The 15,297-nt window shown below is 33.9% G+C and carries 18 protein-coding genes; 3 read left to right on the top strand and 15 right to left on the bottom strand.

The window, feature by feature from the left end:
• The first annotated feature begins 136 nt into the window (after nucleotides 1-136).
• Complete coding sequence (locus ACZZZT_RS06120) at nucleotides 137-796, top strand: SanA/YdcF family protein (RefSeq protein ID WP_463459781.1); 660 nt, start codon at nucleotides 137-139, stop codon at nucleotides 794-796.
• A 53-nt stretch (nucleotides 797-849) separates the two neighbouring features.
• Here ACZZZT_RS06120 and ACZZZT_RS06115 read toward each other — a convergent pair whose 3' ends face one another.
• From ACZZZT_RS06115 to ACZZZT_RS06045, 15 genes are all read right to left on the bottom strand, one after another.
• A complete protein-coding gene (locus tag ACZZZT_RS06115) occupies nucleotides 850-2,244 on the bottom strand; it encodes a hypothetical protein (RefSeq protein ID WP_463459780.1) in 1,395 nt (464 codons plus the stop codon).
• 236 nt (nucleotides 2,245-2,480) lie between these two features.
• On the bottom strand, nucleotides 2,481-2,894 hold the full coding sequence (locus tag ACZZZT_RS06110; RefSeq protein ID WP_463459779.1) for a DUF1842 domain-containing protein: 414 nt from the start codon (nucleotides 2,892-2,894) through the stop codon (nucleotides 2,481-2,483).
• A 307-nt stretch (nucleotides 2,895-3,201) separates the two neighbouring features.
• Entirely contained in the window at nucleotides 3,202-4,398 is a 1,197-nt protein-coding gene (locus ACZZZT_RS06105) for a phenylacetate--CoA ligase family protein (protein WP_463459778.1), read from the bottom strand.
• Nucleotides 4,364-5,272 (bottom strand): glycosyltransferase family 2 protein, encoded by a 909-nt coding sequence (locus ACZZZT_RS06100; protein WP_463459777.1) that lies wholly within the window; start codon nucleotides 5,270-5,272, stop codon nucleotides 4,364-4,366. Before ACZZZT_RS06100 ends, ACZZZT_RS06105 begins: the two co-directional genes overlap by 35 nt.
• Nucleotides 5,273-5,326: 54 nt before the next feature.
• Complete coding sequence (locus ACZZZT_RS06095; protein ID WP_463459776.1) at nucleotides 5,327-6,160, bottom strand: hypothetical protein; 834 nt, start codon at nucleotides 6,158-6,160, stop codon at nucleotides 5,327-5,329.
• A 26-nt stretch (nucleotides 6,161-6,186) separates the two neighbouring features.
• Nucleotides 6,187-6,543 carry a hypothetical protein gene (locus ACZZZT_RS06090; RefSeq protein ID WP_463459775.1) on the bottom strand — a complete coding sequence of 119 codons (357 nt, stop codon included), beginning with the start codon at nucleotides 6,541-6,543 and terminating at the stop codon, nucleotides 6,187-6,189.
• 38 nt (nucleotides 6,544-6,581) lie between these two features.
• Complete coding sequence (locus tag ACZZZT_RS06085; RefSeq protein ID WP_463459774.1) at nucleotides 6,582-7,394, bottom strand: hypothetical protein; 813 nt, start codon at nucleotides 7,392-7,394, stop codon at nucleotides 6,582-6,584.
• Between the two features lie 63 nt (nucleotides 7,395-7,457).
• A complete protein-coding gene (locus tag ACZZZT_RS06080; RefSeq protein ID WP_073395703.1) occupies nucleotides 7,458-8,030 on the bottom strand; it encodes a class I SAM-dependent methyltransferase in 573 nt (190 codons plus the stop codon).
• Between the two features lie 2 nt (nucleotides 8,031-8,032).
• Nucleotides 8,033-9,463 carry a radical SAM protein gene (locus ACZZZT_RS06075; protein ID WP_463459773.1) on the bottom strand — a complete coding sequence of 477 codons (1,431 nt, stop codon included), beginning with the start codon at nucleotides 9,461-9,463 and terminating at the stop codon, nucleotides 8,033-8,035.
• Between the two features lie 78 nt (nucleotides 9,464-9,541).
• Nucleotides 9,542-9,712: a DUF1843 domain-containing protein gene (locus ACZZZT_RS06070; protein WP_073395700.1), complete on the bottom strand. Its 171-nt coding sequence runs from the start codon at nucleotides 9,710-9,712 to the stop codon at nucleotides 9,542-9,544.
• Between the two features lie 84 nt (nucleotides 9,713-9,796).
• Nucleotides 9,797-9,973 carry a DUF1843 domain-containing protein gene (locus ACZZZT_RS06065; RefSeq protein ID WP_073395697.1) on the bottom strand — a complete coding sequence of 59 codons (177 nt, stop codon included), beginning with the start codon at nucleotides 9,971-9,973 and terminating at the stop codon, nucleotides 9,797-9,799.
• A 75-nt stretch (nucleotides 9,974-10,048) separates the two neighbouring features.
• A complete protein-coding gene (locus tag ACZZZT_RS06060; protein WP_073395694.1) occupies nucleotides 10,049-10,225 on the bottom strand; it encodes a DUF1843 domain-containing protein in 177 nt (58 codons plus the stop codon).
• Nucleotides 10,226-10,261: 36 nt separating this feature from the next.
• Nucleotides 10,262-10,918, bottom strand: coding sequence for a hypothetical protein (locus tag ACZZZT_RS06055; RefSeq protein WP_463459772.1), 657 nt, complete (start codon nucleotides 10,916-10,918; stop codon nucleotides 10,262-10,264).
• A gap of 516 nt (nucleotides 10,919-11,434) precedes the next feature.
• Nucleotides 11,435-12,184 (bottom strand): copper chaperone, encoded by a 750-nt coding sequence (locus ACZZZT_RS06050; RefSeq protein WP_463459771.1) that lies wholly within the window; start codon nucleotides 12,182-12,184, stop codon nucleotides 11,435-11,437.
• A 14-nt stretch (nucleotides 12,185-12,198) separates the two neighbouring features.
• Entirely contained in the window at nucleotides 12,199-13,713 is a 1,515-nt protein-coding gene (locus ACZZZT_RS06045) for a tyrosinase family protein (RefSeq protein ID WP_463459770.1), read from the bottom strand.
• Between the two features lie 679 nt (nucleotides 13,714-14,392).
• On the opposite strand from ACZZZT_RS06045, the gene ACZZZT_RS06040 reads away from it, so the two are divergent.
• Together ACZZZT_RS06040 and ACZZZT_RS06035 are read left to right on the top strand one after the other, a co-directional pair.
• On the top strand, nucleotides 14,393-14,899 hold the full coding sequence (locus ACZZZT_RS06040) for a GbsR/MarR family transcriptional regulator (protein WP_042565834.1): 507 nt from the start codon (nucleotides 14,393-14,395) through the stop codon (nucleotides 14,897-14,899).
• A gap of 55 nt (nucleotides 14,900-14,954) precedes the next feature.
• On the top strand, nucleotides 14,955-15,293 hold the full coding sequence (locus ACZZZT_RS06035; protein ID WP_463459769.1) for a hypothetical protein: 339 nt from the start codon (nucleotides 14,955-14,957) through the stop codon (nucleotides 15,291-15,293).
• Nucleotides 15,294-15,297 lie beyond the last annotated feature (4 nt).

Raw genomic sequence — 15,297 nt, 5'->3', positions numbered from 1 at the left:
GATTTCTGATTTTAGATTTTAGATTAAGGCCGAAGATTTGCTTCGGCTTTTTTTATTTATTTTTGATGGAATTTTTTATCTATAAATTTACTTATATTCGTGTTTTTTTTAAACTTAATCTTACAAAAACTGTATTTTGAAAAAATATCTAAAACCAATTCTTTATCTTTTTATTCTTGGATTAATTTCGATTATAGCTGTAAATATATATGTGAAATCTTCGACTAAAAAACACATTTCTTATTCACTTAAAAGATTCCCGAAAAATGATGTCGGAATTATTTTTGGTGCAGGAATAAACGGAAATCAGCCAAGCAAATATTTAAAAGACCGACTTGACGCCGGAATTTTATTGTATAAAGCAAAAAGAATCAATAAAATTTTGCTTTCGGGAGATAATGGCCGTCAGGAATATGATGAACTAACTGTGATGAAAAATTACTGTTTTTCGCATGGTGTTGACACAACTAAAATATTCATCGATTATGCAGGTTTCGATACTTATTCGACAATGTATCGGGCAAAACATATTTTTAAAATTAAGAAAGCAACATTAATTTCTCAGGAATACCATTTAAACCGTGCTATTTATATCGGACAAAAACTCGGAATAAAATCGGTTGGTTACTCTGCCAACAACGGAGAATATTTGGGATACAAATATGTTACTTTTAGAGAATATCTTTCTGTTTTTAAATCCTTCTTTGATGTTTTAAGAAATCGGGAACCTCGTTTTTTAGGAAATCCAATTAATATCAATGGACCTTCAAATTATTCTAAAGAAGATAAACGATAAACAAAAAATCCGAAGTAAAAATTACTTCGGATTTTTTTGAATTAGTGAGCCTTTTATTTTTTTGAATTAATAAATTCTTCAAACTGTTTTATTTTCAATGCTTCGATTTCTTCAATACGTTTTGCTCTTGAGTTGCTTAAATTATTTGCGTTTTTAGCACTAACATTTGTTGGTGGTTTGGTAAACAATAAATAATCACCAAATAAATGGCTTAAAAACAAAGGAGATTTGCCTGGTCTGGTTGTATCAAAGTTTGCAGATGTATGGCAAGAAAGGCAATTTACCAAATTACTATTATTGATGGCATGTATATCTTTTTGAGAAGCCTGGGTGTAGGTTTCCATAGTAATGTTTGACAAATTAGCCGAGCCTCTGGCCAGTGAATCAGGAAGCGCACTTGAAATATCTCTTGTAACAATTGCTTTTACTTGATTTTCAGGAGAAACACCATCAAAATTTAACCAGATCGAGCCATTGTAGAAATAATTTCTAAAAACATCTTTCAAATTCGCCGCAACACACTTATTGATATTGTCTATGTTATTAAAATTATCAGGTTCTTTTTGGCTTGTAGCCATAAAATTTCCGGTTTTTAAATCCCTTGGCACTCCATATTCATAAAGGATAAATGCTTTATTAGGAACTACGGGTGAAGTTCCTTTTTTAATCCATGTTATACCATCTAAACCTGTAGTTGTTCCTTTTTCGTAAAATAACTTTTCATTTGCAGAAGTTACTGAATTATTTTTTTTATCGTAAACAGGTGCCATATCCTGATGTTCAAAAGTTGCCCAGATAAATTCAGGATGATTTTTTACAACTCCTACCACGTGCATGCCTAATAAGGCCATGGTTTTTTCGACATATTGTCCGTTGCTGTTTAGGACAGCGGCTTTAGTTGTAAAATAATTTTGCTGCTGCGTTTTTGCAATTGCATCTATATTAATCCAAGAAACTTTTAATTCTAAAGCCCCAACAGGAAATGTCTCGGAATTATTAACAGGCAACTTTTTACCGTTGATTAACGACGCCATTGTAACTGCTTTGTCTTTTAGCAGCGCATTAACGTGAATGGAATAATATACCGTATCTGCAGCATTATTAAATTTAGGATTAGAACGCAAAACACCGTGAGATCCTGCCTGGTTGATAGAACTCAGAGTTAGTTTCATACCCAACTGTGGTACAACATCTTCCATTTGCGGACTTACTAAATCCAGAGAATCTAAAAAGAACGGATTTCCGCTTGGTAGTGGTTTTGTAACCCATAAAAACTTTTGCCACGACCATTGATGAAAATCACAATTTGTTGTAGATGTATTATCAAACGGACTTCCATCGCCTTCTGACGGTGCCGGGGTTTGCTCGTGCGGAAACCAGCTGGTTTCACAATCACATGAATCAGTTGCTGAAGCTGTATAGCCTGAAGAAACTCCAAGCTTTTCCATTATTTTTTCCTTATTGAAAAAAACAATGTAACCGCTGCTATTATGAAAACAACTAATAAACTAATTATAATCGGTTTTCTTTTCATTTTGTTTTTGGTGATTAATTATTGAGGACTGAATAATTGTAGATGAAATAGATGTTTTTTTTAGATTTTCCAAAAGAAAATACTTAACAAAAAAGGCCGCCTAAAACAGACGAGCCTTTTAATCAGAATTGTTTTTCAGAGAAATTGGTTTTATGCCAATTGTTCTTGTAATTTTTTTGCTGCAGCCACAGGTACATTTTCAATTTGGTGTTTGAAATATGAAAATCCTCCAGTTCCGTTCCATGCATTATCGATAGCAAAATGAGCATCAAAATCAGCCAAGAAAGCACCAAGTGCCGGAGGTGGGAAAGACTGAACATATTGTCCGTGTAAACTAACTACCTGAGTAAATTGTCCAAATCCGGTTGCATATATTTTTCCTTTTACAGAAACAACTATATGACTATCAGGACCGTTTACAGCCTGTGTAATAACTACTGTACCAGATACTGTATGTTGTGATGGTACTACTACTAAACTAAATGTTGCAATTGGAGCGCCTGACATTCCAACATTTCCGATTGTGCCTTCTGCTAAATAAGCTCCTTCTAATAAATTTTCCATGGTGATAGTTTTTTGGTGTTGTTTTCTTACTCGTAAGGCTTTTCAGAAACCGCCTCGTTTATTTTAGTGGTTTCTGCTCCACTTTCATTTTATTTTTCAAAGTATATTTTTGTAACAAACCATTTTTTGGTTCAACAGTTATATATTTCTACTGTCATTTTTATTTTCATGATTAAAATTACAATGCAGATGAAATCACGAATAAAAAAATGTCATGAGACAGGTTTTTTTATCCATAAAGCGAATAATATGTGGAATGAAAATTTTTAGAAAACTTATAAAAATCAAAAATTTAGAAAAAGACCGTTTATCTTAAATCCAACAACATTGGGGTTTTAGTTGTATTGGGATCTGTGTACAATTCTGAAGCGCTAACAAGCAGAACTTCTACTTCCATAGATCTTCTATCGTAGTTTAGCAGTTTTTTTAATTCTAAAACTTTTTTCTGAATATAACCCACTCTTTTATCTGTAGAGACATACTGTACCATTAACAGCCGAACAACTTCCTTAAAACTTTCATTGGTAGATAATTGAATTTGAAAAGCATCTGCTTCAGTGGTAACAGAAAGAAATTCGTCTAAATCAAAGTGTTGTTCGCAAACGATAAAAGATTTTGTTTCCCTGGATTTTAATTCTAAAAATGATTTTCCATTTACCTCAACCCATCGTCCTAAATCGCCAATTGCATATCTAAAAACCGGAAATCTTTTGCGGAAAGTATTCGTAACAGCAATTGTACCATATCCGTCCTGATCAGGATTGATAATTTCGACGATAATACCTTTAATAACTGAAAACAAAGATAGTTTTTTAGTAAAATCTGACCACGCCCAAATTCCGGTTTCGGCAGAACCGTACATCGAATATATTTGTCGAAAACCAAATACTTTTTGTAAAAGCTTTTGAACATTCGGTCTTAAAAATTCGCCCGCATAAAACAGGTTTTCTATCGCTAGTTTTTTATTGTTCGCTTCTAAAAATTGTGCAAAACATAATAATTTTGATGGCGTTCCCATTATAAAATCAGGTTTAAAATAATGAGCCGCCTGTTCCATATCCGTATAACTTGCATGTGAACTTAACGCTAATGTTGTGGCCTGGCATTTTTCTAAAATATCATCCATTATGGCAGCTGTGCGGTACATATCTGAATAACCAAAAATATTCAAAGCGATCGTTTTAGAAGTAAAGAAATTGTTTCTGGTAAGTTCTTCTGCCAATGCAAAACGTTGTTTTTGATTTTCCTGTATATCAACCGGAAAAACCAAAGGCTTTTGCGTACTTCCGCCCGAGCGAACCAAATAAACACCTGTTTTTTCTTCCTGAAGTTTAAAATTGGTATCTAAAATCGGCATCAATTCTTTTTTACTGAGCATTGGTGCTTCGGTTGCCAGATCATTTCCTTTATAAAATTCGATGTATAAAGGATTCTTTCTGGCTAATTCAAAATATTCCTGCAATACTGAATTATCTATTTCTGAAGAAATACAAGCTGAATACATAATTGATGGGTTTATTTATTTCTTTTTTGAAATAATAGCGGTTTCTAATTAAGGTCCTGAAATGATGTAAAATAAATAACGCTTTTTGCCGCAACGAAGGCAATCGTTCCATTGCGTGCTCCAACCAGCGTTGAGACAACATTCCCATTAATTGCTGATCGTATAGATTAGCACTTTTTTGATATCGTTTTACAGAAACCGGAATTTCTAATTGTTTCCAATTCGTATAATTCTGGCGGGATAAACTTCCTTTCACTTCTCTTACTTCAATACACGCTTTATTCAGTAATCCAACCATCGCGTTTTTATTACTTTTTAAAACACGATACCAAAAATCAATGCCTTCATTTAAGGAAACATTAGTTTCATAGCGAATGTGTTTCAGATATTTTTTGCGAATGACAACATTGCTGCCAACTCCCATAATAAAATCCGGCGAACTAATGGTATGCAATACATTGGGAATCAAAAACAAGTCATCAGAAAGAGAAACCAATTCTGTCTCGAACGATTTAATTTTTGGCAGATAATATTCAGATGGAAACAATAGAATACCGAGTATTAAAACATCTATATTTTCGTTTTGCATAATGGAATCAACCTCGCTTAAACACGAAAAAGTATAACAATCATCTGCGTCCAGAAAACTAATAAGTTCTCCGGTTGCCAGTTCTATACCAATATTTCTTGCATTACCGGGACCTTTATTTTCTTTTAGTTCAATAATTTGAATATCCGTTTGCAAAAATTGCGGTGCAAAAAACGATATTGCATCTTCCAGATAAAAAAGGCTTTCATCTGTACTGCAATCATCAATGATAATAATTTGCCATGCTTTTTTTCCTGAAAAGCCAGCGAACGAATGGTGTCCCATATATATTCCTCCTTGTTATAAAGCGGTATAATAACTGTATGTTTCATAGATTTATTAGTCTAAAATTGGATAAATCAAAGCTCGCCCCTGATGCACATTTACCACCGTTTCATCTGAACCGCGAAATAAACCGGATCCATAATTTTTATCGTCTTTACACAATAACATCCCTACTAAATGAATCTGACGATTATTCTCGACATCGGTAAATTCTTGCTGGTCAACAAAGTGCTGAATCAGGTATTTATTCCAGTTTTCTCTAATAATTTTCTCCCATTCCTGAGTTGTACAATCCTTTTTAACATACGCACCAATGCCTCTTCCGCCGCTGTTTAATTTTAAAATCAAATTCTCTTCGCCATTTATAAAAATGTCGCAGCCGGAAGGTTCTGTAATCACAAAACTCGGAATGAGATACTTTTGCAAAAAGCCATAATCTTCTTTGCTTAAATAATCATTCATAATTGGAGCATCATACATGACGGCCAAAACTCTTTTATCATGAATTAAAATTAAAGTTCGAATATCATTAAAGTATGACTTTTCGTCGATGAGCTTATCCAGTACTTCAGGTCTTATTTTCTTTAATTCTTCCCGATCCATTTCTAATATAAATTGCGAAACCGGTTCTCCATTTATAGATATCGAATCATTTGAAAGAATTAAATCCTGAGGTTTTGCAGATATTAATTCGATTTCAAGTCTTGCCAATTCCTTTTGCAGATAAAAAATTTCCGTTCCTTTTTCATCATCATGAAGGAGAGCTATTTTTTGATGAGGAACAAATTGATTGTATAAATCGTCAATAAGATTTTCTAAATTATTTTCAATTCTGTCTTTATTTGTATTTGCCTGATTGTTTATTAATTGCAAATAATAACTAATCATCCAGCCGTTTAAAGGATATCGGGCGCCTATCTCGCAAATTTTGGGATGATCGTTTTTGTCATATAAAAAATCAGGGCGATAAAAACCCTGATTGTATGCTGCATTATTACTTTTTTCAATAAAGTTTCCAGGTCATCATCAAGCTGATAGTATTTCCGAATCCTCTCATCTTCAAAATAATTCAGAACAATTGCCGTACAAGCTTTATTCAAAATAGAACACAATTGATTCATTTCCTCACTATATTCTGAAGATAGAATTACAGAAGAACTGGCAAAATAATCGCCGTTTAATCCTGTCTCTTTCTGAAAATATTCTGAAAATAACTGATTCCATTTTTCTTGTTTTTCGGCTTGGTTTGGCTGCAACTTAATTTTAGACATAGTCACTTGGGAATTTCTTTCTGGTAATAATTTTATTTTTAAAAACTCAATTCTTCAACTTCTAAAAGATCTTCCATCACAGCCGATTTTTTAGCCAAATAATCTTTAATAATTACTTCTAAATCATACGCTTCGAGATTAACATTCATTGCTTTTGCATAATGAAAGATTGAGCTAACGGCAAAAAAGAAATGATTTTTTTCTGTTGGACCACAATGAACACTTATCCATGCCAATGTTTTATCACATTCTTCTTCAGAAAAACCGTAATCGTTTAACAGCCATGATTGAAATTTTGGAAGTATTAATTCTACTTCGCCATGCGTATAAATTTCATGGATCAAAGTGGTCAATAATGCGATCATAATATCTTTATTTCGTAATGAATTTTGATCTTTCCATGCTTTAAAATCACAAGCGCTTTGGTTTAAATATTTACGCGAAAGCCAGTCATCATCTGTACAAATAGTCGTTGCCATGGTATAAAACATTTGCGAATGCAGAATTCTGCCCACAACTGCCAAATCTTCATCAACAATTCTGTTTAAACTTGTGATAGAATGCAATAACGCTTTTTCGTCTGCAATGGGTTGGTTTTTATGAACCAGCATTGTCATACGGTTGCTAATTCCTGCAACGGTCATAGCGCTGTTATTGGTCTGGCTCCAACTATGAAAAAAGCGCTGCAATCTTTCCTTATCCTGAACTTTTGAAGTAAGCTGATTAAAACTTTTTTCAATTTTTGAAAATGATTCTTCCTGATTAGGCAAGAATTTTAGTAATTGATCTTTTAAATGTGATTCTTCCATTCCCTGAAGAACAGGAAGAATGATGGAACTTAAATTGGTCATGATTATTTTGGGTTTTAAATTGGTTACTATTTTATTTTCCTTTTGATATTTATTAGTCTGATCTCAAGGTTTAGAGCGATAATATTTGATTTTTCTAATCACATCAATATCCTTAAGATGGTATTGTTCTAACCAGTGGGCTTCATCAAAAAAATTGCATCGGGACTCAGCGATTACAACTATATTTTTGTTTAATGAAATCTGATATAGCTTATCTAATAATGTTTTGTATTGAAAATTAAAAAGAGGATTATAGAGGTAAAAAACAGTACCGTCAGAAATATCAGTTTTTAAAATATCGCCTGTAATTGCGGTAACATTTGGTATTTGTTCTTTTTCTATTAAATCCATACAAACCTGATTTCGTTCTTCCAGAATTTCAATTCCTATAAATTTTGCTTCCGGGTATTTTACAGCTCCGTATAAAATGATATTTCCGTAACCTGAACCCAAATCATAAAAAACCGTTTCATGAGTTATTTGAATGGGATCAAAAAGATCATCCAAAAAACTGGAAGATCCATATCTGTATGAATTAAGACCGTATTTAATGGTAATATCCGGCAGACTTAAATTGTCTTCAATAGTATTCGAATACTGATCAATTTCTGATTGGATTTTTTTAAGTAATTCCATAATTATTTCATCATTAATAATTCGAGTTTCTCCAGCGATCGTTTTGCTCTTTCCATTTTAATGGCATATTCATCATTTACTTTCTGAACATCGGCATTACAAAAAGTGCAGGTAGTTTCTTCTTCATACACATAATTATCACAGCCATTGCATAATTTTAGTGCTTTGGGAATTCTGGGAACTCTGTCTGTATTGTTTGAAACCGGAAGCAATGGAGTATCGTTAGGAGATTGTATTTCTACGATTTCTCCCTTTTCATTTTCAACAATAATTTCAAAAAGTCCCTGATCAAAAGAAAGTCCGGGCGCTTCTTGTGTTTTTCTGATACGTTCTCTAAGACCTTTCTTTTTTAATTCTAAAGCACGGTAATGACAAAACGGGTTGTTTCCTCTTTTGCCAAACAACACATGACTAGTCCAAGTGCAGCCCGCCAAACAAGAAGATTCATAGTAACAGCCTTTACAGCCTCCCCATAATTCTTCTTTATTTCTATATCTGGAAAAAACCATTTCTTCACTGTATTTCCAGATGTCTTCCAGATCCATGTCTTTTACATTTCCTCCGGTATATGCGTTTGTTGGCAATGACGGGCAGCCTTTTATTTTACCGTCGGCTTCGATACCAATTCCGGTATGTCCTGCTGAACAGCCTGTATAATATTTTTCATTGCCCTGTCTCCAAATATGTTCGTATGGACCAAAATATCCAATGTTGTTTCCTGCTTGTATCAAAACATTATTGGCTAATGCTTTTCTGTAGATTACAATAAGATTTTCGTAAAAATCATTTAATTCATAAGGTTGCAGAATCAATTCGTCTGAATTATCAACGGCATTTCCCATGGCAACGGCAAGTTGTATTTGCCAGTTTTTCACACCATTTTCAATCAGAACATCCACTAATTCATTCAGCTCATTTTTATTGGTTTTTGTAATCACTGTATTTACGCTTGACGGAATATTGTGCTTTTTTAAAAGCTGAAGACAATGAATTACATGTTCAAATGAATCTCTTCTTCCTCTGATTTTATTATGTGTATCCGGTAATCCATCAATAGAAACACCAATATTTCTTATTCCTGCTTTTTTGGCATCAATAATTCTTTCTTCATTTAAATTGTATGCTCCCGACTGCATCGAACATTCAATGCCGCTTTGGCTTATTCTTTCAATTATTTCCAGCCAGTCTTTTCTTAAAAAAGCCTCGCCGCCAATAATTGTAATTTCTCTTGTACCAAGACGTTTAAGACTATCAATAACTCCGAAACATTGTTCTGTCGTTAATTCACCAGGCCTTACTTTTCCAGCTCTTGATCCGCAATGCGAGCATTTCAAATTACAGGCTAAAGTAATTTCCCATACTACATGAACCGGCGTGGCAGTTTTATAATCGTCTCTTACTCTGTATCGTGTTGAAGTCTTAATCGTATCCATCTTAATTTTATTTAGGGTTTGGTCATTATTTAAAAAAACGGTTTAAAAAGCGAATCTTAATAAACCGTCTTTTTTAGATTACTTTCTCAATGATTCAATTGCTTCTAACAATTCTATCAATGCTGAGCTTAAGTCTCCTTGTTCTCTTACAGTTTGTTTCGCCTGTTCGGCTACTGCTTTCATTTTTTCTAAATCATTTGAAGCAATCGCTTCTCTGATTCCTGCTGCGTAAAGCATTGTTACTCCCATAATATTGTTGTTTTAAGTTATTCCTACTCTTAAGGTTTTTCGGATCCACCCTTGTTTTACTTAACAAGACAGCTCGTTATTTTTTTATCTTTTATTTTTTAAAGCATCAATTGCATCCAGCAATTCTACCAAAGCAGCACTTAAATCCCCTTGTTCCTTTACGGTTTGTTTGGCCTGTTCTGCAATAGCTTCCATTTTAGATAAATCGTTTGAAGCGATAGCATCCCGAATCGCCACTCCGTACATTGGTATAAATCCCATGATATTTGTGTTTTAAATTATTCCTACTCTTTTAGGTTTTTCGGATACACCTTTATTTCTACAAGACAACACAAACTATTTTTTAGTTTTTAGTGCAGCAATTGCTTCAATCAATTCTAAGTACGCTGCAGTAAGATCTCCTTGTTGTTTTATTGTTTGTTTTGCTTGCTCGGCAATAGCTTCCATCTTTGTTAGATCGTTCGAAGCCAAAGCTTCTCTAATGGCGGCGCCATATGGCATCATTACTCCCATAATTTTTATTTTTATGATTAATATTTGATTATTGTTTTAATTAAAAGGTCCAAACTGACGTAAGAAAATTGCCGGTTCATTTGGATTTAAACAAGTTAAATCACCCATCGTAACTGTTTTTCCGTCCTGGTTTTTTCCGGTAATAATGATGTTTTTTGCTCCTGCCGATAAATTTCCAAAACGTTTACCGCCTTTTACTTCAACTCCCATTTCGTGAGGCGTACCGGTTCTTGTTGCAATAACATTTCCCGAACCATTTTCAATAAGCAATATTTGCCCAATTGCCGGCGGTGGAAATAACTGACTAACTGTAATATCCGTAAGCGGACCAAGTGTAATATAAGGAGGCACACTTCCTACGCTATTTGCTTCAGAGTTTGGCTGATTAAGTGTAATAGTTCTTCCAAATTCCGGCTGATTACTTGCGTTTGTGCAATACATCCACGGAGTCGTAAAAGGAGTTCCGTCTTCTGTTTCGCCCATTGCTACATATCTTTGGTGAATGCCCAGTTTAGGTTTTTCGGTTACATTCAGATCAAGATTATAGAATACAGACATAATAAGTGTTCCAACAGCATAAGTTCCGCTGGCTCCTTCGATAACCGGAAGAATTACAGGTCCAACTCCTCCTCCATGCCATTCGACATAAGGATATACATTTACATTTTTAACTTTTACAGGTATTGGTTGCATAACAATTAATTTTTGTCCTACTCGTTTGGCTTTTCAGATCCGCCTTCGCATTTTACTGTGCGAAACAGTTCGTTTTTTAAGTGGTTTCTGCTCCACTTTCTAAATTTTGTTGTTTCCCTATAATTTGTCTTTCTCACCTAACAAACTTTTATAAATCATATCAACTTATTAAGGCAGACTTATGAGAAATCAATTAGAAACAAATCCTAAAAACAAATGGTGTTATTTTTTATTTTCTGTAGTAAAATTACCTCAGAAGTAAAGTCCTGAATAAAAAAATGATATAAGAGAGGGATTATTATGTATGGGAGCCTTAAAAATTAACATGAGTCATTTTTTTCATAACATACTCATTATCAGAGTTAAAAAAATACACAAAACGGAGTTCAGTGAATACCAATAGAATAGTCCCCATGAACTAATACTTCTGAATTTTAATATAAAAAGGAGTATTAGTTCTTGAAGAAAAGTCTAATTGAAGTAATAATGTGGATTCTGGGTTTAGGCTCTATAATATCAAAAGGTCATCAATCTGATTTTTGTTTGCACAACAATGATTCTTAATAATTTCATACGAGGAATAAAGAGCCACTTAGGGAATCTTGGATATTCCAGGTGCTCACTAATCATAATAAAAGTTACAACTAACATCGCTAAATTGTGCCCTTTGGGTAAAAGCATAGGAAATAGCATCAATGCCCATCCAGAACCAATGCACCAAACACCGTGGGTAAGTCCAAAAAACAATGAATCCCTAAAGGCCTTCCATCCAAAGGCTGACAGAATTCGATGATCATGACCGAGGTTTAAAAAACGCTGCTTTATTGGCGAAATCTCCCATACTAATGCAATGACAAACAATCCAAATGCAGGCATATAAGACATGGGTAGTAAAAGGTTAACTCCCATTATTATTTCTATCATAAAAACACCAACAACCATCCATACTAATATATAGCCAAACACAAATAATAAAGAACACAAGAAACGATAGCGTTTGAAGCTCTGCTGGTAAATAAACTGAATGGGCAGAATTAATTTAGGAAGCATCATTGCAACCACCATAAGCCCCCAACCAATTAATTGAGATGAAAAAAGCTTCATCTCTAGCAACATCTGAAATGATGTTGCAGAGGGACAAGAAGCAAAGACATGACAGTATTTCATTGCCATAATATGTCCAGGGTTTACCAAAAGTAATGTCCAGACAAAAATGCTGATAATTACTAAATTAATTGCAATACGCTTATTTTGTGAAAGTTTCATATATCTTTTTTGACTTATTGCCCTGAACGGTAAATGCCTATTCGCTCTACTGTGATTTCATCACCATCGAGAGGGGCATCTTTACTCTTTATTTGAACATCTAGTGAATTAATATCAATAGCACTCTCCAGATGTAATTCATCAACAATACTTGTGATATTGAATTTAAAAGTAAGTCCTGAACCGCCATGAGCAGTATTTTTAAGAGATGCACCAAGGAGTCCAAAAAGAGAAACAGACTTAATAAATGTATTATTTACATAAACTGAAAGAAAATTGGAGTCAGCGCCTCCTTTTACACCTTCTAGCTGAAGATACACCTCATCAGGGATATCAGAAACAGAAGCTTTTAAAAGACTATTCTTTACTGATTTCCATGCCGTTTTATCCAATTGAACAGTAGCTTTGGTTTCTTTATCCTTTAATGTAATTGAACCACTACTTGCTCCAACTAATTCATTATTTTGTTTACTAGCCATCTTAATTCCTGTTTCTAAATTTATCGCACTCAGTTTATTTAATCTAAGAGATAAGTTCTCTTTCAAAAAACCCGGTTGAATTGTGTCATAAGAAGTTAAAGAGAGATCGCTATATGTATAAGAATAATAAGATCCGTTATACTTCAAATTATTTGTCGTTTGAACATCTGCAGGTGTGTAATACCAGGCAGTACCCTGTGCATCCAAAGGCATAGCAAATTGTGAATTGCCATTAGCAGTTGGTCCGGCCAGCCAATTTACATCCGAAGGATTGTTATTTTGTCCTGTTACATTCCAGGCATCCCACATACGGTCAATATTAGAATGATGCAAGAAAAATATAGGATCTAGTCCTGCTGTTGCCGGCACGCCCATCAAACCTATTTGTCCCGCAGCATTTTGTCCACCTACCATACCATGAACGAAATTATGAGGATTCTGCTCAAGATCTCCTGTTTCTGAACCACTATGTGAAAATCCGGTTTCTCCGCCACCATAAAAATAGCCATTTAAATCACCTGCTCCAAGTTTTGCAGGGGCAGCCCCTTCACTGTAAATGGTATCCCATTGACATTGATCATTTGCTGAATTCTCTCCATTACCTACTTGTACATTAGGCCCATAACGCTCAGGTACGTACAAAGGGTTTGGTGTGTTATCCGGTAAAACAGCGACAGTAAATGCTGGAGGGATATGAGATTCAATATAGACAGTAGATTGGTTTAGATAATTCCAATAGGGCAATGCCCAGTCCGAAGGGCCATTTAATTGAGATATAATGGTACGAAGAATATTTTCGAGTGCTACCAAATAACCTCTGTGCCAAGGAGGGAAAAACCAGGTACCATGCTGACATTGATCCCAAAAAATAGTTGTTAATGCATTGGATGGAACCACACTTAAATTTGCAGCCGCTCCTATGTAGTTAACATTCTTCCAGTTTAGATATTGGTATGGCTTTGGATATAAAGATCCTGGCAATAGTAATTCACCATGGATTGCAGCATAAAACCACCAGCTGGTAGGATCGCTTATTGGGCGGGATTGCATTACGTTAACAGCTTTTGCATACCAATAAAGGTCGGTATAATTGCCAGACTTATCTATAAATTGACCACCGTTGTTGTCATCCCATGCATTTTTTCTTAAATAAACTAATTGTTTCCAAGTTGTCCCATTATCCCAATTTATATCAGAATTGTTATTTGACAGCGTACCTGTTTTATTTCCTCCATCATCCGTAAAGTTTACGGTAATTACTGATGGATTAGAAGCGTTTAGAGTACCTTGAAAAGGGCCGCGTCCGTTGCCGTAAGCTACACTAATGCTAGTTTTAGATCCGGTAATTGTGATTAACACATTTTGTTGATCTACCCATTTTCCAATAAATGAATTCATATCTTAATGATTTAATTATTTGTCTTACTCATAAGGCTTTTCAGATGACACCTTCGCATTTTACTGAGCGAAACAGTTCGTTTTTTAAGTGGGTTCTGCTCCACGACTTGATTATTTATTAATAATGAGGATATTAAAAAATAATTTTAAAAATTTATACCCAAAGCTATTTTAGAACTACAGATTTAATTAGGAAAATGTTACAGAAAGAAGATTCTTTGTCATAAAACACAAAAAACAATACATAAGACTATTCTTAAAAAATAATATATTTTGAAAATAAGTTTCATTTATTTTTGAAAGTTTAAAAACTTTTATTTACATTTGATCTATGGAATTCAAAGAAGCAAAAAATAAGTTTGTACAAACCTGGGGAGCATTAGGTTCTCAGTGGGGAATTAATAAAACCATGGCGCAAATCCATGCTTTATTAATGGTCTCCAACGAAGCTGTTTCGATGGAAGATATTATGGAGGAATTGCAAATTTCGCGCGGAAACGCCAGCATGAACCTAAGAGCTTTAATGGATTGGGGAATTGTTTATAAAGAATACAAAGCCGGAGAAAGAAGAGAGTTTTTTACTGCCGAAAAAGATTTGGACGAATTGGCCGTAAAAATTTCGAGAGAAAGAAGCAAAAGAGAAATCAAACCTGCCCTTAAAATTCTAAAAGAAGTTTCGACAATTGAAGCAAAAGAATCTTCTGCAGAAGAAAAACACTTTGTTGATCAGACTTCTAAATTATATGATTTTGTTTTAAAAGCAGATAATATGTTAGACAAAATAACAGAGTTCAACGAAAACTGGTTGGGACGTTTGGTTCTAAAAATCATGAAGTAAAAAAATTTAAATAAAACTTTCATTTTTTTCTGAAAGTTTAAAATACTCAATAACTATGAAAACTATAAAACAACTCAATACGTTTGCAATTGGACTTCCATTTTTGATATTGCTAACTTATCCTATTGCGAAAGATGAAGCTTTTATTAACGCTTTGGTTTCAACTAGTATAACAGGGTTCATTCAAGTGATTTTGGCAGTAAAAATGATATTTTCCGAACCTCGTAATACCTATCTTCAAATTTATATTGCTGGAGTTATCTTGTTTTTTTACATCTATCTCTTTAATCTAAATATTTATTATATCAACAACATTGGCGATGTATTATTTTGTCTTCCTCTGCTTCTTGCCATTTACCTTTCAGTAATAATCTATAAAAAAACCAGCAAATGAATTT

Source organism: Flavobacterium sp. AC274 (genome assembly GCF_979258275.1).
Note: the sequence above shows the minus strand (reverse complement) of the source record. Positions and strands in the feature narration are given on the sequence as shown.

Excerpts from the sequence above, each read along its gene's own strand:
- ACZZZT_RS06035 (WP_463459769.1), top strand. The coding sequence starts at position 14,955 with ATGAAAACTATAAAACAACTCAATACGTTTGCAATTGGACTTCCATTT.
- ACZZZT_RS06115 (WP_463459780.1), bottom strand. The coding sequence starts at position 2,244 with ATGGAAAAGCTTGGAGTTTCTTCAGGCTATACAGCTTCAGCAACTGAT.
- ACZZZT_RS06040 (WP_042565834.1), top strand. The coding sequence starts at position 14,393 with ATGGAATTCAAAGAAGCAAAAAATAAGTTTGTACAAACCTGGGGAGCA.
- ACZZZT_RS06105 (WP_463459778.1), bottom strand. The coding sequence starts at position 4,398 with ATGTATTCAGCTTGTATTTCTTCAGAAATAGATAATTCAGTATTGCAG.
- ACZZZT_RS06070 (WP_073395700.1), bottom strand. The coding sequence starts at position 9,712 with ATGGGAGTAACAATGCTTTACGCAGCAGGAATCAGAGAAGCGATTGCT.
- ACZZZT_RS06110 (WP_463459779.1), bottom strand. The coding sequence starts at position 2,894 with ATGGAAAATTTATTAGAAGGAGCTTATTTAGCAGAAGGCACAATCGGA.
- ACZZZT_RS06075 (WP_463459773.1), bottom strand. The coding sequence starts at position 9,463 with ATGGATACGATTAAGACTTCAACACGATACAGAGTAAGAGACGATTAT.
- ACZZZT_RS06050 (WP_463459771.1), bottom strand. The coding sequence starts at position 12,184 with ATGAAACTTTCACAAAATAAGCGTATTGCAATTAATTTAGTAATTATC.
- ACZZZT_RS06055 (WP_463459772.1), bottom strand. The coding sequence starts at position 10,918 with ATGCAACCAATACCTGTAAAAGTTAAAAATGTAAATGTATATCCTTAT.
- ACZZZT_RS06060 (WP_073395694.1), bottom strand. The coding sequence starts at position 10,225 with ATGGGAGTAATGATGCCATATGGCGCCGCCATTAGAGAAGCTTTGGCT.
- ACZZZT_RS06095 (WP_463459776.1), bottom strand. The coding sequence starts at position 6,160 with ATGATTAGTTATTATTTGCAATTAATAAACAATCAGGCAAATACAAAT.
- ACZZZT_RS06045 (WP_463459770.1), bottom strand. The coding sequence starts at position 13,713 with ATGCAATCCCGCCCAATAAGCGATCCTACCAGCTGGTGGTTTTATGCT.
- ACZZZT_RS06065 (WP_073395697.1), bottom strand. The coding sequence starts at position 9,973 with ATGGGATTTATACCAATGTACGGAGTGGCGATTCGGGATGCTATCGCT.
- ACZZZT_RS06090 (WP_463459775.1), bottom strand. The coding sequence starts at position 6,543 with ATGTCTAAAATTAAGTTGCAGCCAAACCAAGCCGAAAAACAAGAAAAA.
- ACZZZT_RS06080 (WP_073395703.1), bottom strand. The coding sequence starts at position 8,030 with ATGGAATTACTTAAAAAAATCCAATCAGAAATTGATCAGTATTCGAAT.
- ACZZZT_RS06100 (WP_463459777.1), bottom strand. The coding sequence starts at position 5,272 with ATGGGACACCATTCGTTCGCTGGCTTTTCAGGAAAAAAAGCATGGCAA.
- ACZZZT_RS06085 (WP_463459774.1), bottom strand. The coding sequence starts at position 7,394 with ATGACCAATTTAAGTTCCATCATTCTTCCTGTTCTTCAGGGAATGGAA.